Source organism: Nocardiopsis sp. CNZ308 (assembly GCF_004217075.1).
On sequence record NZ_SHKJ01000001.1, the window covers coordinates 6426511 to 6448952 of the forward strand.

The window sequence follows — 22442 nt, forward strand, 5'->3', positions numbered from 1 at the left end:
CCCTCTGCGGGACCGGCCACCGCATTCCCTCCCCCGGGCCGCGAGTACCGTGAGATTGCGCATGCGCCGCTTCTCGCGGTGGCGGAACAACGGCCCGGCCCGATGGGTTAGAGTCACTGTTGGTCGGTGTGGTAGCAAGTGTCCCCCGGGCCTCAACAATTGCCTTCGCGGAATACCGCGTCCGGCCCCGCCTCCGGGTGGGTGACCGTACGGCCAGGAGCCCCGTTGTGCCCCGCGCCGAGAGGCGACCGCCATGCCGACCCTCACTCTCGTGCCCCGCTCCCACCGAGGTGGGAGCGGGGCATCGTGGTATCTCCAGCCAACCCAGTGAAGGACGGTCAGGCGTGGACGAACGGTCCCCCCGGCAGCCGGATTCCTCCGGGCCGCCCGAAGCATCGCACGAGCCCCCGGCGTACCCCTCGCGCCCCGCCAACCCCTACCGCATCCCCCAGCGCACCCAAGGACCTCCGCCCGAGGAACCCGCGGCCCCGTCCGCTCCGGTTCCTCCCCCGCAGCCCGACCTCCCGCAGGGGTCCGCCGGGTCCTGGGACTCCCCCGCCGCGTGGGACGAGCCCCCACGTGGAGGAACCGCCGACGACGGATGGGGCGCCCCCTCCGCGCACGCCTGGGAGCCCTCCCGGCACGAGGGCCCCGGCGCCCACGGCAACGCCGGGCGCCCGCAGGAGCCCTCCTCGTGGGACGAGCCCCCGCACGGCCCCGACCGGGGCGGCGCCCAGGACTGGAACACCCCCTACCCCTCCGCGCAGGGCCCCTCCGGCGGCTGGGACGGTCCCCGGTCCCGAGGCGACGAGGAGCACGACGCCTGGCGGGACGAGGCGCACGACTCCTGGCAGGAGGCCCCGGCCTCCCGGCACGGCGTGCGCGAGCCCGCAGCCGGACACGGTCACCCGCACGGCCGCACCGACACCTGGGACGACGACCCCTACCCGGGTCAGCCCGTCCACCACGGCGACGCCCCCTATCCGGGCGACGCGCCCCATCCCGCGCCGGACCACGGCGGCCGCGGGGAGACCGGCCCCGGCCAGGGGTCCCCGGACGGCTTCGAGTACCTCTACAGCGGCGGCGGCCCCGGCTCGGGCGGACCGGGCGACCCCGACCCCCACGGGGACGACGGCTACGACCCCGGTCCCCCGCCGCGCAAGTCGCGGCGCGGACTGCTCATCGGCGTGCTCTCCGCCGTGGTGGTGCTGCTGCTCGTCGGCGGCGGCGCGTCCTGGTACGTCCTGACGATGCCCGAACCAGAAGAGGCCACCGCCGAGTACGAGGCCGCCTGGGAGGCGCAGGACTACGAGCGCCTGGCCGCGGTCACCCGGGGCGGCGACGCCGCCGCGGTGCTCGGCGGCATCGACTCCGGGCTGGGCGTCGACTCCATCGCGGTGGAGGTCGGCACGGTGACCGCCGACGGCGGCACCGGCAGCGCGCCCTACGAGGTCACCGTGTCGCTGACCAACGCCGACGACTGGGGCTGGGAGGGCGAGCTGCCGCTGGTCCGCGAGGACGGCGAGTGGTGGGTGGAGTTCTCCCCCGAGGTCGCCTACCCCGGCCTGGGCGAGGGCCAGGTCCTGGCCCGCACCGCCGTGTGGGGCGAGCGCGGCAGCATCCTGGCCGCCGACGGCACCGCCCTGGACGGCGGCAACGTCTCCGGTTCGCTCCAGATGATCGCGGGCTCCCTGGGCGAGGCCACCGAGGAGGACGTCGAGCGGCTGGGCCCGGCCTACAGCGTCGGCGACACCGTGGGCGTCAGCGGCCTCCAGCGCACCTACGAGGAGCGGCTGGCCGGAGAGGCCGCCACGACCATCCTCATGGTCGACGCGGCCGCCGCCGAGGACAGCGACTCCCTGGAGGCCACCGAGGAGAACACGGTGGCCACCCTGGACGGCGCCGACGGCGAGGACGTGGTCACCAGCATCGACATGGCCGTCCAGAACGCGGCCTCCAACGCCGTCATCGACTCCGCCGACCCGGTGGGCCTGGTGGCGGTGCGCCCCTCCACCGGCGAGATCCTGGCTGCGGCCAACGTGCCCGGCGGTTTCAACCGGGCCTTCGAGGGCCAGTACCCGCCCGGGTCGTCGTTCAAGATCATCACCTACAGCTCGCTGCTGGACAACGGGATGGGCATGGACGCCACGATGAACTGCCCCAAGGAGTACGACCTGGGCGGGTGGCCGTTCGTCAACGCGGGCGACGCCGAGTACGGCGCCCAGACGGTGACCGAGGCGTTCGCGACCTCCTGCAACACCGCGCTGGTGGAGCAGGTCGGCGACCGGCTCAGCTCGGACACGCTCCAGGCCAGCGCCGAGCAGTTCGGCATGAACGCGCCGCTGGACATCGGCGTGCCCACGCTCGAACCGTCCTTCCCGCCGGTGGACAGCGCCACCATGCTGGGCGCCCAGAGCATCGGCCAGGGCCAGATCCTCACCTCGCCGCTGCACATGTCCACGGTGCCCGCCGCGGTCGCCGACGGTTCCTGGCGCCACCCGGTCCTGGTGACCGAGCCCGCCCAGGAGGGCCTGCCCGAGCCCCGCGCGATCGCCCAGGCCGAGGCGCTGCGGACGATGATGCGCGCGGTCGTCACCGAGGGCACCGCCGAGGACGTGCCCTTCCAGGGCGAGGTGTACGCCAAGTCGGGTACGGCCGAGTTCGGCACCGCCGAGGACGCCGACGAGGACGGGGAGCTGCCCAGCCACGCCTGGATGGTCGGCTTCAAGGGCGACGTGGCCTTCGCCGTGGTGGTCGAGGGCGGTGGCGGCGGCTCGTCCGTGGCCGGTCCCCTGGCCGCCAGCTTCACCAACGGCCTCTGAGGCCCAATCCGCCGCGACGGCGCGCACCGGCACCGCCGGTGCGCGCCGTCGGCGTGCAGGGCGCCCGTGCGCCACGCGGTGCTCCCCCGGGGAAGTACGGGGTCCGCGGCCCCCCGGCGGTGCGGCGGGCCGCCCCCGCGAGGGGGTGCGGCCCGCGGTGAACCGCCCGGAACCGGTCCGGCCGCGCGCACCCGCGACGGCGTGGCCGGTGTCGGCGCCGGTTCCCGGCGTCTACGATTCCCCTGGTTCCGCAGAGTGCCGCGGCCCCGTCCCGGTCTCTTCCGGGGCCGGTCGGCGCCCTCTCCCCGGCCGTGGGCATGGGCCCACCTCAAGCAGGAAAAATCCGACCCAAAACAACCAAGTATTACTTTAAGCTATTTAGTAACTACTTAGAGTTAGCGAGCGGGGACCCGGGGCAGATCTACGGATGGCGCCAGGAGAACGGTTCTCCCGAGGGTCGAGCTGGGGGGACCGGTGCCACCGGACCGACAGATCGTCGTTCCGCCTCGAAAGGACACAGGATGAACCGCAAGACTCTCACTCGGATCGCCTTCGCCTCCGTCGCCGTTCCGGCCCTGGCCTTCGGCGCCCCGGCCACCGCTATGGCGGACAGCTTCTTCTCGGGTGAGTCCAGCGCCGCCGGTATCGACGGCGCCGCGAGCCACAGCGTGACCGCTGTCGCCTTCGACGGCAACGGCAACGGCCACGGCCACGGCCACGGCCACAAGGGTGGCAAGGGCGACAAGGGCCACGACCACTGGGACAACGGCGGCTCCTTCTACAAGAAGAGCGCCACCTGGGCGGGCCACGACGGCGCCGCCTCCCACAGCATCGTGAGCGGTGCGAACTAGGCATCCCGTTTCCGTCGGGCGCGGCGGCCGTGTCGGCCGCCGCGCCCGGCGGGCGTGACCCGACCCAACCCGAGGAGGGGAAGGACGATGGTCCGACTACGACGAGTGCTGTCCCTGACCGGTGTGGCCTTCGGCCTGGCGCTGGGTGCGCCCTCGGTCGCGATGGCCGACGCGGTCTTCGAGAAGGACTTCGGCAGCGCCAGCGCCGAGGGCGCCACCATGACCGTGGTCCACAGCCGCGTCGGCGACGACGGCAAGGTCTACTACGAGTACGTGACCTACACCGCCTCCATGCACGGAGCCACGGTGGACAGGACCACCAGCAAGGCGAACTGAGTTCCCGCGAGGTTGCGGGCGGACGGCCTTCACGGCTGTCCGCCCCTGGTGTGCGCGGGCGCGGCGCGGTACACGCTCCCCCCGCGCACGGGAGGTGGAAAGACATGCGAAACCTGCTTCGGGGCCGTGCCCTCGCGGGGATGGCCGCGGCGGCCGTGTGCTGCGCGGGTGTGACCGGCGCGGCCGACCCCGGCGACGTGTTCGCCGGTGGCGGGGCCCCGTCCGCGGTCCAGGGGACGGGATCCGGCGGCGGCTGGCCTCCGCCCTGGTCCCAGGAGGAGCCGGCCGACCCCTGGACCGAGGCCGAGGCCGAGGTCGTGCGGCTGGTCAACGACAAGAGGCCCGGGTACGGGTGCGGGAAGCTGAGCACCCACGAACTGCTCACCCAGGCCGCGCGGGAGCACAGCCAGGACCAGGCGGGCGACAGCGGGTTCCCCGGCGGCGGCTTCTTCGGCGGCAGCTCGTCGGCCAGGGACCGGGCCCGCGGCCTGGGCTACGCGCACCCTTCGGGCGAGATCGTGGCCAACGGCTTCGAGACGGCCGAGGAGGCGGTGGAGGCCTGGACGCGCCGCGGCCACAACCAGGTGCTCGCCGACTGCGAGGCCGAGCACATCGGCGTGGGCGTGGTGAAGGGCGACGGCGGCCCCTACTGGACCGTCGTCCTCGGCCACGGGGCCTGAGCCGCACGAGCGCGGTCCAGGGCACGTGACGGGCGGTGTGCGGCGGGTGCACACCGCCCGTCACGTGTCCCGGGAGAGGCCGCGCGGCCGCGGAGCGGGGCCGCGCTCAGGAGGTTCCGACGGTCTCGGGTCCCTCCGGCGCGGGCTCCGGGTCCGGGTCGGGCGCCGGGTCCCCGGTGGTCTGCGAGGTGTCGATGGGCGCCGCGGGCGCGGACGGCTGCGGCGTGCTCGGGGTGAGCACGAACAGCATCACGAGCAGGCCCGCGGTGACCGCGGCGATCAGGCCGCACGCCACCCACGGTTTCCAGCCGCCCAGGCCGGGGTCGACCGGAGCGTCGGGATCCCCCGACCCGAAGGACGCCAGCCGTCCGGCCAGGTCCGGTTCCTCCTCGCTGAGCTGCCGCTCGATCTCCGCGAGGATTCTTCTCTCGTGCTCTCTCAGGGACATGGAACCCTCCTCGGCCACGGGGGGAAGGACAGTCGTCGCCAGACTTACAGTCTCCCCCGGGTGTACCTGAGATATCCAGGTGTGCACAGGTTTTCCGATGTGGGTTCCTATGCCCGATTCTGGGTAGAAAAATCTGTTTCCTCTGCGGGGGATAACCCTCCGCCCCGGGCCCGAACGCGCTCCGCGCCGACGCGGCCCCGCGGGTCGGACCCGCCGGGGGTCAACCCGGGTAGCACTCGACCTCGGCGGCCTTGACCCCCGCCCACACCGCGTCCCCCCGGGCCAGCCCCAGCTCGGCCAGGGCCGCCGGACTGATGTCGGCGGCCAGGGAGGGGTTCCCCGCCAGGTGCACCCGCACCTGGTCGCCGAACCGCTCGATCCCCTCCACCGTCAGCCGCCACACGTTGCGTGGGCTGCCGTGCGGACGGTGCGGGTACAGGGCCACGGCGCGCGGCGGGAAGGCCACCAGGGCCGGTCCCCGGTGCGCCTCGTGCGCCTCCACCCGGACGGGCCCGCCGGGTCCGTCGCCGTCCAGGGTGACGGTGGTGCCCTCGGCCGTGCCCCGGAAGAGGTTGAGCCCCACCAGCCGCGCGACGTAGGCGGTGCGGGGGCGCCGCGCCACCTCGGCGGGCTCGCCCTGCTGGACGACCCGGCCCCCCTCGATCACCGCCACCCGGTCGGCGAGCACCATGGCGTCGAGCGGGTCGTGGGTGACCAGCACCGTGGCCCCGTCGAACTCCTCCAGCAGGTGGCGCAGCCGGGCGCGCACGTCGATGCGGGTGCTGGCGTCCAGGGCGGCCATGGGCTCGTCGAGCAGCAGCAGGCGCGGGCGCACGGCCAGGGCGCGGGCCAGCGCCACGCGCTGGGCCTGGCCGCCGGAGAGGCGGCGCGGCCGCACGCGCGCGTACGCGGACAGGTCCATGTGGGCGAGCAGTTCGGCGGCGCGCTCGCGGGCCGCCGCCCGCGACAGGCCCTGGCGGCGGGGGCCGAAGGCCACGTTGTCCAGGGCGCTCATGTGCGGGAAGAGCAGGTAGTCCTGGAAGACCATGCCGATGGGGCGGTGCTCCACGGGTGTCCTGGTCTGGTCGCGCCCGTCCACGAGGACGCGCCCGCCGCTGAGGGGCGCCAGTCCGGCCAGGGCGCGCAGCGCCGAGGACTTGCCCGCGCCGTTGGGCCCCAGCAGGGCGAGGATCTCCCCCGGGCGCACCGTCAGGGAGGCCTCCAGGGTGAAGGCCCCCCGGCTCAGGCGCAGGTCCGCCTCCAGCGCGGGCGTGGACACGGATGCTGGCGCGGACGCGCGTTCGGGCCCGGAGGCGGGTGCGGCCGGGATCGGGGCCGTGCGTTCGGAGGCTGGTGCGGGGCCGGATCCGGGTTCGGGTGCGGTCTCGTCAGGGTGGTGGTTCGGGGCCATCAGGCGTTCGTCCACCTCTCGCGCAGGGTGGCCAGGACGGCCAGGCAGACCGCCAGCAGGATCAGGCTGAGCACGATGGCGGCCTCGGGGTCGCGCTGCATGGCCACGTACACGGCCAGCGGCATGGTCTGCGTGGTGCCCGGGAAGTTCCCGGCGAAGGTGATGGTGGCGCCGAACTCGCCCAGGGCCCGCGACCAGCACAGGACCGCTCCCGCCGCGATGCCCGGCAGCACCATGGGCAGGGTGACCCGGGCGAAGACGGCCGCCCGGCTGGCGCCCAGGGTGGCGGCGGCCTCCTCGTAGCGGCGGTCCGCGCCGCGCAGCGCGCCCTCCACGCTGATCACCAGGAACGGCATGGCGACGAACACCTGGGCCAGGACCACGGCGGCGGGGGTGAAGGGCAGGGTGATCCCGAACCAGGCGTCCAGGTGGCGGCCCACGATCCCGTTGCGCCCCAGGACCAGCAGCAGCGCCACGCCGCCGACCACCGGCGGCATCACCAGCGGGACGGTGACCAGGGCGCGGACCAGGCGGCGCCCGGGGAAGTCGGTGCGGGCCAGCAGCCAGGCCAGCGGCACCCCGAGGAGCAGGGACACGGCCGTGGCGGCGGTGGCGGTGGACAGGGACAGCCACAGGGCCGCCAGCACCTCGGGCTCGGTCAGGCGGCCGCCCATGGTGGACCAGGGCGCGCTGACCAGCAGGCCCGCCATGGGCAGCACGAGGAAGGCCGCGCCCGCGAGCGCGGGCAGCACCAGGATCCAGGGCGGTCGGCCGAAGCGCCGTCCCCGCGGCGGACGGCGGCGCGGCGCCGCGGCGGCGGGCTCGGCGGGGGCGCGGTCGGGCGTCATGGCACCTCGAACCCGGCGGCCCGCAGGACCTCCCCGCCCTCGGGGGAGCGCACCAGTTCCACCCAGGCGGCGGCGAGCGCGGCGTCGGAGGTGGTGGAGACGACCCCGACGGGATAGTCGTTGACCACCTCGTCGGACTCGTCGAACACGATGCCCTCGACCCGGTCGCCCGCGGAGACGACGTCGGTGGCGTAGACGAGTCCGGCGTCGACCTCGCCGAGTTCGACCTTGGTCAGGACCGCGCGTACGTCCTCCTCGTAGGTGTCGGGGGTGATCTCCAGCCCGGCCTCGTCCAGGACCGCGGCGGTGGCCGCGCCGCAGGGGGCCTCCTCCGCGCAGAAGGCGACGGCGGTGCCCTCCTCCGCGAGGTCGGCCAGTTCCCCGACACCGGCCGGGTTGTCCGGGGGCACGGCGATGCGCAGGGTGTTGGCGGCGAAGACGACGCCCTGCGGGCCGTGCTCCGCCGCCCAGTCGGGGTGCAGCCCCTCGCCCTCGACGACCCGGTCCATGGTGGCGGTGTCGGCGGAGGCGAAGACGTCGGCGGGGGCGCCGGAGTTGATCTGGAGGGCCAGGTCGCCGCTGCTGGCGAAGTTGAGGACCACCTCCGTGCCGGGGTTGTCCGCCTCGAACCGCTCGGCGAGGTCGGTGAAGACGTCGGTGAGGGAGGCCGCGGCGAAGACGTTGAGCCGGTCGGCGGACCCCTCCCCGGGGGAGCAGGCGCACAGGACGAGCGCGGTCGCGGCCAGGACGCGGGCCAGCCGGGGAGCGCCGGACCGGGGGCCGCGGGGGGCGGGCTCACGCATGGCGCTCCCCGGTGGTCTCCACGACCACGTTGGTGGACTTGACCACCGCCGTGGCGACGCTGCCCACCTCCAGACCGAGTTCGTCGGCGGCCTCGCGGCTCATCAGCGAGACCACCCGGTGGGGTCCGGCCTGGATCTCCACGCTGGCCATCACCCGGTCGCGGACGACGTCGGTGACCAGGCCTCGGAAGCGGTTGCGGGCGGAGGACAGGCGCCGGGCCGGGTCCTCGTCGGCACCCGTGCTCATGAACCCGGCCAGGTCCGCGCCCTCGATCAGACGCCTTCCGGAGGCGTCGCGGGTGGCGGACAGGCGACCGGAGTCGACCCAGCGCCGGACGGTGTCGGCGCTGACGCCGAGGAGGTCGGCGGCCTCGCTGATGTGGAAGGTCGGCATGGGGCCAACCTATATCCGGCATCTGCTGGGGCAAAAGGGGCTTTCCGCTAGCAGATGCTTACTTTTTCGCCCTTGTATTGGGTTTTTGCGACAGACGGGCGCATGGAACCGGAGCGGCGCCGGAGCGCGCCCGGAAGGACGCCGGACCGGGCGTCCCGGAGAGGGACCGAGGGCCCACGCCCCGGCGAACGGAACGGGCTCCGGCCGGGGGACGCCTCCCCCGGCCGGAGCCCGCGCGCTCCCTGTGCGGTCATCCGCGCACGTCGGCGGCCTCGCTGACCGGCCCCTGGGCGCGGTAGTCGTCCAGCGCGGTGACCACGTACCCGGCGCCGTCCTCCAGCGGCGCGGTGTCGGTCAGCGCGGTCCGCCCGGTGAGGCCCACGAGGTTGTCCGCGGCGACCGCGGCGCAGCGCTCCTCCTCGGACCCGGCGGCCGCGTCGGCGGGCAGCCGGTAGACGGCGTAGAAGCGGGCGCCGTCCACGGCCTCCCACGCCACGTCGACCCCCTCGTCGGCGGCCCGGGCCGTGACGCCGCCGACCGTGCCGACCAGCGGGCCCCGGCCCTCGGGCGCGTCGGAGAGCGGCGGCAGGGCGGGGGCGCCGTAGTGCTCGTCGGCCAGCGCGGCGTAGGCGTCGGCGGCCCGCTCGCGCAGGTTCTTGATGGAGAAGTAGACGTCGCCGTCCACCTGGGGCAGCTCGCCGGAGTAGTCCAGCTGGGTGCTGAGGGCGTCCTCGCCGGTCCAGCCGTCCTCGCCCACCCGGTAGGCGGCCTGGCCGATGTACAGGTCCACGCCGGTGCCCTCGACCTCCCGGGCCCACCAGTCGGCCAGGACCTCGTAGTCGGCGGTCTCGAAGCCCCGCTCCCAGTACAGCTGCGGCGCGACGTAGTCGACCGTGCCCTCCTGGATCCAGGTGCGGGTGTCGGCGTGCTGGGCGTCGTAGGACTGAAGGCCCGAGCTGGCCGAGCCGCTGGGGTCGGTGGAGTCGTTGCGCCAGATACCGAACGGGGAGATTCCGAAGCTCACCCAGGGCTTGGCGGCCTCGATGCCCTCGTGGACCCCGGCGATGAGCTGGTTGACGTTGTCGCGGCGCCAGTCCTCACGGTCCTCGAAGCCGTCGCCGTGCTCCTCCCAGGAGGCGTCGTCGTCGAACTCCTCGCCCTCCTTGGGATAGGGGTAGAAGAAGTCGTCGAAGTGCACGCCGTCGACGTCGTAGCGCTCCACGACGTCGAGGATCACGCGGGTCACCCACTCGCGGACCTCGGGGTTGCCGGGGTCGAGGTAGGCCTCGACCCCGTAGTCGACGAGCCACTCGGGGTTCTCCCTCGCCGGGTGGTCCCCGGCCAGGTTCTCGACGTCGGGGTCCTGGAAGCCCACCCGGTAGGGGTTGAACCAGGCGTGCAGCTCCAGGCCGCGCTCGTGCGCCCCGGCCACCGCGTACTCCAGCGGGTCGTAGCCGGGGTCGCCGCCCTGCTCGCCGGTGAGGTAGCGCGCCCACGGCTCCAGGTCCGACTCGTAGACGGCGTCGGCGGTGGGCCGCACGTGCAGGAAGACCGCGTTGAGCCCCAGGGCGGAGGCGTCGTCGAGGTAGGCGTCGAGTTCGGCCTTCTGCTCCTCGGCGGACAGGCCCGGTTCGGAGGGCCAGTCGATGTTGCGGACCGTGGTCAGCCAGGCCCCGCGCATCTGCCGCCGCTCCCCGCCGTCCCCGCACCGGAGGACGGCGGCCGCCCCGGAGGCGCCGTCGGACGGCGGCTCCTCGTCGGCGCCCCGGCCGGTGCACCCCGCCAGCAGGACGGTGGCCGCGGCGGCCGTCGCGGCCCACCGCAGCGCGGCGCGCGTCGGGGTCACGGCACGGGCCACTGAATCCATGGAACAGGTCTCCTCTGAGGGGATGGGTCGCGCACCGCCGTCACCGTGACGTCGCACCGCGAACCAGAGTAGGCCAGACAGTCAATTTTCGGACACGATTGCGCCCATCTGTGGACAACCTCGCATCCCCGGTACAGGAGGGACGTTCCGGCAGGTCGACGGAGCGCCCGCGCGGACGGCGACGGAGCGTGATCCCCGCCGGAGGGCGGCGGGGGCCGGGTCACCGCGGCGGCCCCGGCCCGGGAGGGAGCACGTGCGCACCCCGGCCACCACGGCCGATACCGGACACACCGCCCCAGACGAGGTTCTAGACTCGGGGACCGTGAACGCCCTCCTGAGCCCGCCCCGCCTGTCCGTCCGCACCGTCGCCCTGCGCGACGACACCGCCAGCCTGGTGCACCGCCTGCCCGCGGACTCCCCCCTGGCCTGGCTGACCGGCGACGAGGGCGTCGTGGGCTGGGGACAGGCCGCGCGGCTGGACCTGGACGGTGAACCCGAGTCGGCCGAGCCCACCGACACCACCCGCTTCACCGAGGCGGCCCGCTGGGTCGGCGCCCTCACCGAGCGCGCCGAGGTCCACGACGAGGTGGGGGTGCCCGGCACCGGCCCGGTCGCGTTCGGCACGTTCGCCTTCTCCCCCTCCTCCGCGGGATCGGCCCTGGTGGTGCCGCGCGTGCTGGTCGGGCGGCGCGGCGGCCGCTCCTGGCTGACCACCGTCACCGAAGCGCCCGGGGCGCACCCGGCCGAGCCGCTCGGCCCGACGCCGGAGCCGCGGCCCGTCGGCCCGCTCTCCTGGAGCGCGGGGTCGCTGACCGGCGAGCAGTGGATGGGCGCCGTGGTCGGCACCGTCGAGCGCATCCGCGCGGGAGAGCTCGACAAGGCCGTGCTGGCGCGCGACGCCCTGGCCGAGGCCGACGCCCCCATCGACGTGCGCACCCTGCTGGAGCGGCTGCGGCTGCGGTTCCCCGGTTGTTTCACCTTCTCGGTGGACGGCATGGTCGGAGCCACCCCCGAGCTGCTGCTGCGCCGCGAGGGCGACCAGCTCTCCTCGCTGGTGCTGGCCGGTACCCGCCCCCGGGGCGAGGACCCCGACGCGGACCGGCTCCTGGCCGAGGAACTGCTGACCTCGGCCAAGGACGTGGACGAGCACCGCATGGCCGTGGAGTCCCTGCGCACCGCGCTGGAACCGCTCACCGAGGAACTGGACGTGCCCGCCCGGCCCCGCCTGCTCGCCCTCGCCAACGTGCAGCACCTGGCCACGCCGGTGCGCGCCCGCCTGTCCCCCGGGGTCTCGGCGCTGGAGGCGGTCGCGGCCCTGCACCCCACGGCGGCCGTGGGCGGCACCCCCACCGCGGCGGCCATGCGGCTGATCGCGAAGTCCGAGGGCATGGACCGGGGCGGCTACGCCGGTCCGGTCGGGTGGCTGGACGGCGCGGGCAACTCCGAGTGGGGCATCGCCCTGCGCTGCGCCCGCGTGGAGGGCGCGCGCGCCCGGCTCTTCGCCGGAGGGGGCATCGTCGCCCAGTCCGAACCGGAGTCGGAGCTGGCCGAGACCGAGTCCAAGTTCCGGGTGATGCGCGAGGCCCTCACCGACCCCGTCTGAGCCGGGGCGGGACCGCGCTCCGGGCCGGGCTCAGCGGTACGCACGCGTGCGGCGCTGCGCGGGGGTGACACCGCGCACAGAGGCCGTTGCCCACGCGGATTTCACGGCCGCGAAACACGGCGCCGCTAGCGTGGCGCCCATGCGTGTCCACGAGGTTTCCTGGGACGATTCCGACGCCGTCGCCCTGCGGGCCGGCCAGCGGGCGGAGATCGCCGAACGGTACGGCACCACCGACTCCGAGCCGGGGGTGGCCCCCTCCGCCGGGGACATCGCGGTGTTCGTGGTGGCCCGCGACGCCTCGGGCGCGGCCGTGGGCTGCGGCGGCCTGCGCGAGCTCGGCGACGCGGCGGGCGAGGTCAAGCGGATGTACGTCCGGCCCGACCGGCGCGGCTCGGGCGCGGCGGCACTGGTCCTGGCGGCCCTGGAGGAGTGGGCCCGCGAGCGGGGCTGGAAGTGCCTGCGCCTGGAGACGGGCGACCGCCAGCCCGACGCGGTGCGGTTCTACACCCGTTCGGGGTACACGCCCATCCCCGGTTTCGGCGCCTACGCCGACGAGCCCTCCTCGCTCTGCTTCGAGAAGGTGCTCTGAGGGCTACGCGCCCCGGGCGGGGGCCCGGAGACGAGGAACCGGCCCCGGCAGCCCCCACGATGGAAGCCGGGGCCGGTGGTCGTCGTCCCTACCGGTGGGAGGGAAGCCCGGCTACCTGCCGACCTCGCGGCCCGCGGTGTGCCAGATGCACACCACGGAGGGGCGCGGGAAGTCGCCGTCGGGCCAGGTGCTGGTGGGCGCCTCGAAGGTGCCGCCGTCACCCGGGTGCTGGGGGCCCAGGAACACCGTCTTGCTGTCCTCGGTGACGAAGGGGCCGCAGGCCTCCGCGCCGACCGGGACGGTGGCGAAGGTCTTCAGCTCACCGCGGAAGCGGCCCTCGACCGGCATGACGTGCAGGCCGTCGTTGATCCCCAGGGCGCCGGGCTGGCCGTCCGTGGAGATCCACAGGTTGCCGTCCTTGTCGAAGGTCAGGTTGTCCGGCGCGGAGATCGGCATGACCTTGGACTTGTCGAAGCCCGCGTAGTAGGTGTCGTCGTCCTCGGGGTCACCGCACACCAGCGGCACGTTCCAGGCGAAGGTGGTGGCGGCGGCGTCGTTGCCGGACTCCACGATCTCCAGGACGTGGCCGTGCCGGTTGGGGCCGCGCGGGTTGGGCTCGTCGGCCTGGCCGGGCTCGCGGGCGGAGTTGTTGGTCAGCGCGCAGTAGACCTTGCCGGTGACCGGGCTGGGCTCGAAGTCCTCGGGGCGGTCCATCTTGGTGGGGCCCATGACGTCGGCGGCCAGACGGGTGTGGACGAGCACCTCGGCGACGCTGAAACCGGGGACGAAGCTCTCGGTGTCGGTGCACAGGGCGATCCACTCGCCGGAACCGTCGAACTCGCCGTCCGCGGGCAGCGCGCCGGAGCCGTCGAACTCCTCGGCGGGGCTGTTGCCGGAGAGGCGGGCCACGTACAGCGTGCCGGTGTCCAGCAGGGAGAGGTTGTGGCGCCGGGAGCCCTCGACGTACTTCTTGGCGCTGACGAACTTGTACATGTAGTCGAAGCGCTCGTCGTCGCCCATGTAGGCCACGACCCGGCCGTCGTCGGCCAGGCGGGTGGTGGCGCCCTCGTGCTTGAAGCGGCCGAGCATGGTGCGCTTGAGCGGCTCGGACCCGGGGTCGAGCGGGTCGACCTCGACGATGTAGCCGAAGCGGTTGATCTCGTTGGGGTGCTTGGAGAGGTCGAAGCGCTCCTCGAAGCGCTCCCAGCGGCGTCCCGTGGCGCCGGTGCCGACGCCGTAGCGCCTGGTCTCGGCGGACCCGGAGCCGTTGGCGAAGTACTGGTTGAAGTTCTCCTCGGCGGTGAGGAAGGTGCCCCACGGGGTCATGCCGCCCGCGCAGTTGTTGAGCATGCCCCTGACCAGGGTGCCGGTGGGGTCCTCCGCCGTCTTGAGCAGGGCGTGCCCGGCGGCGGGGCCGGTGATGCGCATGGGGGTGTCGGCGGTGATGCGGCGGTTGAAGGAGCGCTCGCCCGTGGAGAGCACCCACTTGCCGGTGCGGCCCTCGCGCTGGAGCTCGACGATGGAACCGCCGTGGGCGGCCATGGCGATGCGGACCTGCTCCTCGGTGGCCGCGTCGCCTCCGGCGTACCCCGGGAACATGAGTTCCTCGTTGGTGTACTCGTGGTTGACCCACATCAGGGCGTGGTCGTCGTCGAGCTGGTGGAAGCCGACGTAGTCGCAGTTGTAGCCGAACTGCTGGGCCTGGGCCTCGGCGGTCTGGTCGTACACGTCGAACTCGGGCGCGCCGGGCAGGACCGGCTCGCCCCAGCGGATGATGACGTGCTGGTCGTAGCCCCGGGGGATGGTGACCTTGTCGTCGTTGTTGGGCTGGACGCTGGTGAAGGTGGGCCGCGGCGAGGGGTGGGGGCGGTCGGGGCCGCGGCGGTCGGCCGAGGCCGGGCTGAGCGCGGCGAGTCCGAGCGCGCCCGCTCCGGCGCTCACGGCGCCGGCCTGGATGACGGAGCGGCGGGAGAGCGCCTTGGCGAAGATGTCCCCGAAGTAGGGGTTGTCGCTGGTGTTGGGAGCCGGGTGGAAACAGGCGTCGCCGCAGCGCAGTCTGCATGTCGCACGGGAACGACCGCCACCGACCTGGCCGATCAACGGCAGCTGGCGGCGGCGGGGCGCGGATTCGGGCACACCTTCTCCTTGGGGATCGTGCTGCTCCCACGCGCTCCGTCGGTGCGGGGTCTGACCGGGGCGCGCGGATTGTCTCCTGGTCCGGCGGGGTGCTCCCCCGGACGCTCTCGACCTTGGCCGAAATTCCAAACGCGCAGGTGAAACCAAGATGAACGCGCCTACAACTCCGGCGCATGCCCTGGTAGGTCACGCTGGGCGTCCATAGGGCCACACATCGTCGGGTTCCGGTCGTGATCATGGCGCACCGCACCCGCCGGGTCCACGTGACACGCCCGTAACCGTCCCCGGAGTTGTCGGCCCTCCCGTGATTCGGCGCCGGGCACAGCGGTGCGGCGCGGGGCCGGGGCGGGGCGGAGGCGGGAAAACGGTTGCCGGTCGAAGGGGTTTTAGGGCATGCCGACGCCGGGGCGGGCGAGGGGTCGAAAAGGGGAGCGGGTGCGACGCCCGGCGCCCCGGTGGAGGGTCCGGCCCGCGCGGTGGCCCCCGCCCGCTTCGCTCAGGGGCGCGCGCTCAGAGCGCCTCGTCCACGGCGGCGTCCACCGCGGCCTGGACCCGGCGGCGCAGCGCGGCGCTGCCCGCGCGGTGCGTGCACACCTCGATCAGGCGCGGCCCCTCGCCCAGCAGCGCCTTGGGCAGGTCGGTCGCCCACTCCAGGCGGGTGTAGGGCACGTCGGACACCGCGGCCACCCGTTCCATCGACGCCCCGTGCGGGGTGCCGAACACCCGCTCGAAGTCGGGGTGCCCGGCCTGCTCCAGGCCGGAGAAGATCCCGCCGCCGTCGTTGTTGACCACCACGATCGCCAGGTCCGGGCGCGGCTCCCCCGGACCGATCAGCAGCCCGTTCTGGTCGTGCAGCATCGCCAGGTCGCCCAGCAGCGCGTAGGCGTGTCCCCCGCCCCCGGCCTGGTGGGCCAGCGCCGCGCCGATCGCCGTGGAGACCGACCCGTCGATCCCGCTGACGCCCCGGTTGCCCACCAGGCGCACGCCGCAGCGCGCCCGCATGGTGGCGTCCAGGTCGCGGATGGGCATGCTCGAACCGGCGAACAGCAGCGAACCGGCGGACATGTGCGCGACCAGGTCGCGGGCCAGCCGGGGCTCGCTGAGCACCTCCTCCTCGTCCAGCACCGCGTCCAGGGCGGCGCGGGCCACCGCCTCCGCCTCCGACCAGGTCCGCGACCACTCGGTGCTCCGCGGGGAGCCGGGGTCCAGACCGGCGGGCGGCGCGACCGCGGCCACCACGTCGGTGGCGGTGCGCACCGGGTCGGAGAAGGCGTTGAGGGAGCTCGCCGACGGGTCGCCCAGCGCTCCCGCGCTGACCACCACGTGCCGTTCGGCCCGGCGCAGGTAGGCCAGGATCTGCCGGGACAGGTTGGGGCGTCCCACGCTCACCACCAGCTCCGGCGCCGGCCGCGCGACCACGCGCGGCGAGGCCAGCAAGTGCCGGTAGGTGGACAGCGCGCCCGCCCGGCGGGCGTTGGAGGTCGGTTCGGCCAGCAGCGGCCACCCGGTCGCCTCGGCCAGCGCCAGGAACGGCACCGGGTCGTAGTCCCCGTCGCCGCACACGATCACACCGCGCTCGACGTCGGGCAGGGCGAACGGCGCGGGTTCGGTCAGCGGCCCCGGGCGGCCGATCCACGCCCGGCCGCCGTCGCGCCCCTCCAGGGGCTCGGGCCACGCGCCCGTGTCGGCGTCGGGGGTCAGCGGGTCGCGGAAGGCCACGTTGAGGTGGACCGGGCCGGGGCGTCCGCCCAGCGCCGAGCCCCACGCGCGGCAGGCGAGCGAGCGCCAGTAGGCGACCATGCCGGGCACCGGGTCGGGGGTGCCGACCTCGGCGAACAGGCGGACCGCGCCGCCGTACAGGCCGATCTGGTCCACCGTCTGGTTGGCGCCGGTCCCGCGCAGCTCCGGGGGCCGGTCGGCGGTGAGCACCAGCAGCGGCACCCCGCTCTCGTCCGCCTCCATCACCGCCGGGTGGAAGTTGGCCGCGGCCGTGCCGGAGGTGCACACCACCGCGACCGGGCGGCGCGAGACGCGGGCCAGGCCGAGGGCGAGGAAGGAGGCCGAGCGCTCGTCGATGCGCACGTGCACCCGGATTCCGGGGTGGGCGACCAGGGCCAGGGCGAGCGGCGTCGAGCGCGACCCCGGCGCGACGACGGCCTCGGCCAGGCCGCAGCGGGCCAGCTCGTCGACCAGGACACGCGCCAGGGCGGTGGACGGATTCATCAACTCTCTCGATCGTCTCAAGGTGTACCCAGTATCACCATGTGGACCCGGCCCCTACAGTCAACCCCCACTCGGGGCCCGCGGAGGACGAACACGACTGTTACCCCCCACACACGCCAACCGGACATTCGGCCCCCCGTCACCGGGCGCCCCAGGCGTAACATCAACGCCGGTCACGGCGCGGTCATCCGGCGCCGGGGACCTCGTCGGCGGCCGACCGCGCGGCCTCGGCGCGGGCCCGCCAGGCGGCGGGGTCGACCTCCACCGCGCGCAGGCTCGCCTCGTCCACCGCCACCGGGCGCACGGGCAGGAACCCGTTCTCGGGCAGCAGGGGGTCGGCGGTGACGTCGGCGGTCAGCATCTGCATGGTGGCCAGGCCGCACGCGTGGGGCAGTTCCGGCAGCGCGGCGGCCAGGGCCACCCCCGCCGCCAGGCCCACCGAGGTCTCCACGGCGCTGGAGACCACCACCGGCAGTCCGCACGCCTCGGCCACGCGCAGCGCGGCGCGCACCCCGCCCAGCGGCTGCACCTTGAGGACCACGATGTCGGCGGCGCCGGCGGCGCGCACCCGCAGCGGGTCCTCGGCCCTGCGGACGGACTCGTCGGCGGCCACGGGGACCGACACCCGGCGGCGCACGGCGGCCAGCTCGTCCAGGGTGGCGCACGGCTGCTCGACGTACTCCAGGCCGAAGCGGTCCAGTTCGCGCACCATCCGCACGGCGGTGTCGACGTCCCAGGCGCCGTTGGCGTCCACCCGCACCAGCCCCGAGGGGCCCAGGGCGTCGCGGACCGCCTCGACGCGGGCCAGGTCCTCGGCGGGGTCCTGGCCGCGTTCGGCCACCTTGACCTTGGCGGTGGCGCAGCCGCCCGCGGCGACGATCGCGTGGGCCCGCTCGGGGTCCACGGCGGGCACGGTCACGTTGACCGGCACGCGGTCGCGGACGGGCGCGGGCCAGCCGTGGTGGGCGGCCTCCTCACAGGCGGCCCACCAGCGGGCGCACTCGCGCGGGCCGTACTCGGCGAAGGGGGAGAACTCCCCCCATCCGGCGGGCCCGCGCACGAGCATGCCCTCGCGGACGGTGATGCCGCGGAAGCGGTTGCGCAGGCCGATCGAGAAGGCGCGTCCCCCGGCGGGCGTACCCGCCGGGTCGGGTTCGGCAGCGGTCACGGACGACGCGGGAACTTGTCGAACTCCGGGCGGCGCTTCTCCTTGAAGGCGTCGCGGCCCTCCTGGGCCTCCTCGCTCATGTAGTAGAGCATCGTGGCGTCACCGGCGAACTGCTGCATCCCGGCCGCGCCGTCGCTGACGGCGTTGATGGCGCCCTTGAGCATGCGCAGCGCCAGCGGGGACTTCTCCAGCATCTCCCGGGCCCAGGCCACGGTCTCCTTCTCCAGGTCCTCCAGCGGCACGACCGTGTTGATCATGCCCATGTCCAGGGCCTCCTGCGCGCTGTACTGGCGGCACAGGTACCAGATCTCGCGGGCCTTCTTCAGGCCGACGGTCTCGGCGAGCAGCCAGGAGCCGTAGCCGCCGTCGAAGGAGCCGACCTTGGGGCCGGTCTGGCCGAACTTGGCGTTGTCCGCGGCGATGGTCAGGTCGCAGCAGACCTGGAGCACGTTGCCGCCGCCGATGGACCAGCCGGCGACCATGGCGATGACGGGCTTGGGCAGGCGGCGGATCTGCACCTGGAGGTCGAGCACGTTGAGGCGGCCGATGCCCTGGCGGGCCACGGCGTCGTCGCCCATGTAGCCGTCCTCGCCGCGGATCTTCTGGTCGCCGCCGGAGCAGAACGCCTGGTCACCGGCGCCGGTGAAGATGATCACGCCGACCGAGGAGTCGTCGCGGGCGAGGTTGAAGGCGTCCTGGAGCTCGAACAGCGTCTGGGGCCGGAAGGCGTTGTGCCGCTCGGGGCGGTTGATCGTGATCTTGGCGATGCCCTCCGCGGTCTCGTAGATGATGTCGGAATACTCGCCCGACCGCTGCCAGTCGATCACGCTGCTCACGGCTACTGCTTCTCCTCAACGGGGACACTGTGGACGGCGCGGACGTGTCACCACGTCCACGCGACAACCCTACGCATTGTGCCAGGCGGGCGGGGACGGGCGGGCAGGGCGGTACTCCTTGCGCCCGGGTCCGCCGCCCGGCGCCGGACCCGACCCCCGGGGCGGGCGCGCCGGACACGGGCGTACCCTTGCCGTCGTGGCACGCGAGAGACAGGTCGAGGCAGGCGCAACACACCCCCGTGACCTGGAGGGGCGCCCCCTCCAGGCGGTGCGCGGACTGGCGCCGGAGCGCCTGGGCGACCTGTTGGCCCGGGCCCTGGACGGGCACGGCCCCGCCCTGCTGCCGATCCCCGACGGGACCCCCGACGCGCGCGTGGACGAACTCCTGGCCGCCATGCGCCCGGCCTCCCTGCGCACCCCGGACGGGGTCGCCGCGCTGGACGGCGCCCGCCCGGCGCTCGGGGACACCGCACTGGTCATCACCACCTCGGGCTCCACCGGCGCGCCCAAGGGCGTGGAGCTGTCCGCCGCCGCGCTGCGCTCCTCCGCGCGGGCCTCGGTGGCGCGGATCGGCGCCGCCCCCGGCGACGCGTGGCTGTGCGTGCTGCCCGCCGGGCACATCTCCGGCATCCAGGTGATCATGCGCGCCCTGGCCACGGGCGGCCGGGTCGAGCACGCGGCCTTCTCGGTGCGGACGGTGGTCGGGCTCGCGCGCGGATCGCGACCGCACGTGTCCCTGGTGCCCACCCAGCTGCGGCGCCTGCTGGCCGCCGGGACCGACCTGTCGGTGTTCGGGACCGTCCTGCTCGGCGGCGCCGCCGCCGACCCCGCCCTGCTGCGGGAGGCCCGCGGGGCCGGGGGGCGGGTGGTCACCACGTACGGCATGAGCGAGACCTGCGGCGGGTGCGTCTACGACGGCGTTCCGCTGGACGGGGTGCGGGTGCGCGTGGAGTCCCCCTCGGCCGACGGAGCCGGGCGGATCCTGCTGTCGGGGCCGGTGCTGCTGGGCGGCTACCGCCTGGCGCCCGGGGTCCGCGCCGATCCGGGCGCCCTGGTCACCGACGCCGACGGGACGCGGTGGCTGCGCACCAACGACCTGGGCCGCCTGGACGGGGACGGGCGGCTGAGCGTGCTCGGACGCGTGGACGAGGTGGTCAACACCGGCGGCCACAAGGTGGTGCCGGGGCAGGTCAACGCCCGGCTGCTGGAGCACCCCGCGGTGGCCGACTCGGTGGTGGTGGGCCGCCCCGACCCCGAGTGGGGCGAGCGGGTGAGCGCCGTCGTGGTGCCCGCCGACCCCGACGCGCCGCCCTCCCTGGAGCAGCTGCGCTCGTGGGTGCGCGAGCGCCTGCCCGCCTACGCCGCGCCCCGCGAGCTGGAGGTGCGCGCCTCCCTGCCGGTGCTGGCCTCGGGCAAGCCCGACCTGGTGGCCCTGCGCGGCCCGCGCGCCTGAGCGGCGGGAGCGTCCCCGGGCGCGTGTACCGGCACGCCCTCCACCCGTGGGACCCTGGGGCCCGTCGGGTACCGCGCCCCACCACGTCGGTGCCCGTCGAACAGCAGTGACGGCCCGGGGTCGGGCGGTCCGGCCGCTCCGCGCGGAGCGGCCGGTCACGGACGTGTCGGACAAAAGGCGGGGAACTTCCCCGGGCCCTTCGACGTCTACCTGAGTAATCCGGCCCCTCGGCCCCTCTCCCAAGGAGGTCCGCAGTTGGTGACAGCCCTCGGCCCACACGTTCGTGCCCCTGCGCTCTCCCCCCAACCGGCCCCCCTTCCCCGCCCGCAGCGGTTCCGGGCACGCTCCTTTACCCGCTCCCTACAGCGTTTGGCCACTCCCGCCGCAGTGATCTACGCCACTTCGGCTGATATCCAATCGAGACAGGGAACATTTGACTCCCCAACACGTTGGACATATTGGCGCGTCCAGCCGGCGGGAACCGTCCGCCGCGTGCCACACGTCTTGGAAGGGAGGGAGGTGCCCCGATGACGAGCACTGCCCCAGCCGCTCCGGCACCCACCGCCGGAGCCCCCGCTGACACCGCTCGCAGCGACGACGCGTCCGCCGACGCGGTCCTGACCGACCTGCTCGACCGCGGACGCGCCCAGGGTTACCTGTCCCTCTCCGAACTGCGTGCCGCTTTCACCGCGGCCGCCGTCTCCACCGGCGACGGCCGTTCCATCCTGCGTGAACTCACCGAGAACGGGGTCAGGCTCGCCAACGGGGGCGACGACTCCGCACCGGTGGCCGATCCCGACGCCGAGGACGACGTGCTGGAAGACACTCTCATCGCCACGGTGCCCGACACCGACGAGGCACCCAGGGCCGAAGGCAAGACCGCGCCGCGCAAGGGCCCCTCCCCCCGGAGGAAGACCCGCTCCACACGGCGCGTCAAGAAGGCCGAGCCCGCCCAGACCACCACCGACGCGGAGACCGGCGAAGCCGACCTCGACGACCAGTCCCCCGCCATGGGCGACTCGGTCCACACCTACCTCAAGGCCATCGGCCGCCGCCAGCTCCTCACCGCGGAGCAGGAGGTCGACCTGGCCAAGCGGGTCGAGGCCGGGCTCTACGCCGAGTACCGGCTCGGCCTGCACGGCGAGGTGGACGACTCCGCTCCGCTGGCCGAGGTCGAGGTCGAGGAGCTGGAGTGGGTGGCCGAGGACGGCCGCAAGGCCAAGTCCCACATGCTGGAGGCCAACCTGCGCCTGGTGGTGTCGGTGGCCAAGAAGTACAGCGACCGGGGGATGTCGCTGCTCGACGTGGTCCAGGAGGGCAACCTCGGCCTGATCCGCGCCGTGGAGAAGTTCGACTACACCAAGGGCTTCAAGTTCTCCACCTACGCCATGTGGTGGATCCGCCAGGCCATCCAGCGCGGTTTCGCCGACTCCGCGCGCACCATCCGCCTGCCCGTGCACGTCCTGGAGCTGCTGAGCAAGGTCAGCCGCCTGGAGCGCGACATGCACCAGGCGCTGGGCCGCGAGCCCACGCCGGAGGAGCTGGGTCTGGAGCTGGACAAGACCCCGGCCCAGATCGAGGAGCTGCTGCGGGTCACCCGCCAGCCCATCAGCCTGGACTCCACCATCGGCGAGGACGGCGAGACCCGCATCGGCGACCTGATCGAGGACGTGGACGCCTCGGAGGCCTCCGAGGTGGTGGACCGCCAGCTCATGGCCGACCAGCTGCGCAACGCGCTGTCGGACCTGGAGCCGCGCGAGGCCACCATCATGTCCCTGCGCTTCGGCCTCATGGACGGCCGTCCGCGCACCCTGGACGAGATCGGCAAGCACCTGGGGCTGACCCGCGAGCGCATCCGCCAGCTGGAGAAGCAGTCGCTGTCCAAGCTGCGCCACCCCAGCCGCGCCCAGCAGCTGCTGGACTTCGCCAGCTAGTTCCGGGGCCGGACCGAAAGTCGACACGGGGCCGCTCCCC

General features: G+C 74.2%; 18 protein-coding genes. 8 read left to right on the forward strand and 10 right to left on the reverse strand.

The window, feature by feature from the left end; all coding sequences use genetic code 11:
* Positions 1 to 344 precede the first annotated feature (344 nt).
* The 4 genes from EV372_RS27690 (at position 345) to EV372_RS27705 (ending at position 4689) form a co-directional block, all read left to right on the forward strand.
* Entirely contained in the window at positions 345 to 2822 is a 2478-nt protein-coding gene (locus EV372_RS27690) for a penicillin-binding transpeptidase domain-containing protein (RefSeq protein ID WP_130398478.1), read from the forward strand.
* Positions 2823 to 3343: 521 nt separating this feature from the next.
* Positions 3344 to 3673: a TrbG/VirB9 family P-type conjugative transfer protein gene (locus EV372_RS27695; RefSeq protein WP_130398479.1), complete on the forward strand. Its 330-nt coding sequence runs from the start codon at positions 3344 to 3346 to the stop codon at positions 3671 to 3673.
* An 87-nt stretch (positions 3674 to 3760) separates the two neighbouring features.
* The gene (locus EV372_RS27700) at positions 3761 to 4009 is read left to right on the forward strand and encodes a hypothetical protein (protein ID WP_013153580.1); all 249 of its coding nucleotides are present in this window, start codon (positions 3761 to 3763) and stop codon (positions 4007 to 4009) included.
* 104 nt (positions 4010 to 4113) lie between these two features.
* A complete protein-coding gene (locus EV372_RS27705; RefSeq protein WP_253793797.1) occupies positions 4114 to 4689 on the forward strand; it encodes a CAP domain-containing protein in 576 nt (191 codons plus the stop codon).
* A gap of 106 nt (positions 4690 to 4795) precedes the next feature.
* On the opposite strand, the gene EV372_RS27710 is transcribed toward EV372_RS27705, so the two are convergent.
* The 6 genes from EV372_RS27710 to EV372_RS27735 all read right to left on the reverse strand — a co-directional run bounded on the left by EV372_RS27710 (position 4796) and on the right by EV372_RS27735 (position 10460).
* Entirely contained in the window at positions 4796 to 5137 is a 342-nt protein-coding gene (locus EV372_RS27710; protein ID WP_130398480.1) for a DUF3040 domain-containing protein, read from the reverse strand.
* 220 nt (positions 5138 to 5357) lie between these two features.
* Positions 5358 to 6548: an ABC transporter ATP-binding protein gene (locus tag EV372_RS27715; RefSeq protein ID WP_486484067.1), complete on the reverse strand. Its 1191-nt coding sequence runs from the start codon at positions 6546 to 6548 to the stop codon at positions 5358 to 5360.
* Positions 6548 to 7396, reverse strand: coding sequence for an ABC transporter permease (locus EV372_RS27720; RefSeq protein WP_130398482.1), 849 nt, complete (start codon positions 7394 to 7396; stop codon positions 6548 to 6550). Before EV372_RS27720 ends, EV372_RS27715 begins: the two co-directional genes overlap by 1 nt.
* Entirely contained in the window at positions 7393 to 8199 is an 807-nt protein-coding gene (gene modA, locus EV372_RS27725; protein WP_130398483.1) for a molybdate ABC transporter substrate-binding protein, read from the reverse strand. Before modA ends, EV372_RS27720 begins: the two co-directional genes overlap by 4 nt.
* Positions 8192 to 8593: a TOBE domain-containing protein gene (locus tag EV372_RS27730; protein WP_130398484.1), complete on the reverse strand. Its 402-nt coding sequence runs from the start codon at positions 8591 to 8593 to the stop codon at positions 8192 to 8194. The genes modA and EV372_RS27730 overlap by 8 nt, the downstream gene beginning before the upstream one ends.
* Before the next feature lie 250 nt (positions 8594 to 8843).
* Positions 8844 to 10460, reverse strand: coding sequence for a family 10 glycosylhydrolase (locus EV372_RS27735; protein WP_130398485.1), 1617 nt, complete (start codon positions 10458 to 10460; stop codon positions 8844 to 8846).
* A 322-nt stretch (positions 10461 to 10782) separates the two neighbouring features.
* On the opposite strand from EV372_RS27735, the gene EV372_RS27740 reads away from it, so the two are divergent.
* Both EV372_RS27740 and EV372_RS27745 read left to right on the forward strand, forming a co-directional pair.
* Complete coding sequence (locus tag EV372_RS27740; RefSeq protein ID WP_130398486.1) at positions 10783 to 12063, forward strand: isochorismate synthase; 1281 nt, start codon at positions 10783 to 10785, stop codon at positions 12061 to 12063.
* A gap of 139 nt (positions 12064 to 12202) precedes the next feature.
* Positions 12203 to 12652, forward strand: coding sequence for a GNAT family N-acetyltransferase (locus tag EV372_RS27745; RefSeq protein WP_130398487.1), 450 nt, complete (start codon positions 12203 to 12205; stop codon positions 12650 to 12652).
* A gap of 111 nt (positions 12653 to 12763) precedes the next feature.
* Here the strand turns inward: EV372_RS27745 and EV372_RS27750 are convergent, their stop codons facing one another.
* The 4 genes from EV372_RS27750 to menB all read right to left on the reverse strand — a co-directional run bounded on the left by EV372_RS27750 (position 12764) and on the right by menB (position 19015).
* Positions 12764 to 14788 (reverse strand): PhoX family protein, encoded by a 2025-nt coding sequence (locus EV372_RS27750; protein WP_130398488.1) that lies wholly within the window; start codon positions 14786 to 14788, stop codon positions 12764 to 12766.
* A gap of 510 nt (positions 14789 to 15298) precedes the next feature.
* Positions 15299 to 17011, reverse strand: a complete 1713-nt coding sequence (gene menD, locus EV372_RS27755; RefSeq protein ID WP_130398489.1) for a 2-succinyl-5-enolpyruvyl-6-hydroxy-3-cyclohexene-1-carboxylic-acid synthase — start codon at positions 17009 to 17011, stop codon at positions 15299 to 15301.
* A gap of 184 nt (positions 17012 to 17195) precedes the next feature.
* Positions 17196 to 18179, reverse strand: coding sequence for an o-succinylbenzoate synthase (locus tag EV372_RS27760; RefSeq protein WP_130398490.1), 984 nt, complete (start codon positions 18177 to 18179; stop codon positions 17196 to 17198).
* Positions 18176 to 19015, reverse strand: coding sequence for a 1,4-dihydroxy-2-naphthoyl-CoA synthase (menB, locus tag EV372_RS27765; protein WP_130398491.1), 840 nt, complete (start codon positions 19013 to 19015; stop codon positions 18176 to 18178). The genes EV372_RS27760 and menB overlap by 4 nt, the downstream gene beginning before the upstream one ends.
* Before the next feature lie 196 nt (positions 19016 to 19211).
* Here menB and EV372_RS27770 point away from each other — a divergent pair, with 196 nt between their 5' ends.
* Both EV372_RS27770 and EV372_RS27775 read left to right on the forward strand, forming a co-directional pair.
* Positions 19212 to 20468 carry an AMP-binding protein gene (locus EV372_RS27770; protein ID WP_486484068.1) on the forward strand — a complete coding sequence of 419 codons (1257 nt, stop codon included), beginning with the start codon at positions 19212 to 19214 and terminating at the stop codon, positions 20466 to 20468.
* A 527-nt stretch (positions 20469 to 20995) separates the two neighbouring features.
* On the forward strand, positions 20996 to 22402 hold the full coding sequence (locus EV372_RS27775) for a sigma-70 family RNA polymerase sigma factor (RefSeq protein WP_130398492.1): 1407 nt from the start codon (positions 20996 to 20998) through the stop codon (positions 22400 to 22402).
* Positions 22403 to 22442 lie beyond the last annotated feature (40 nt).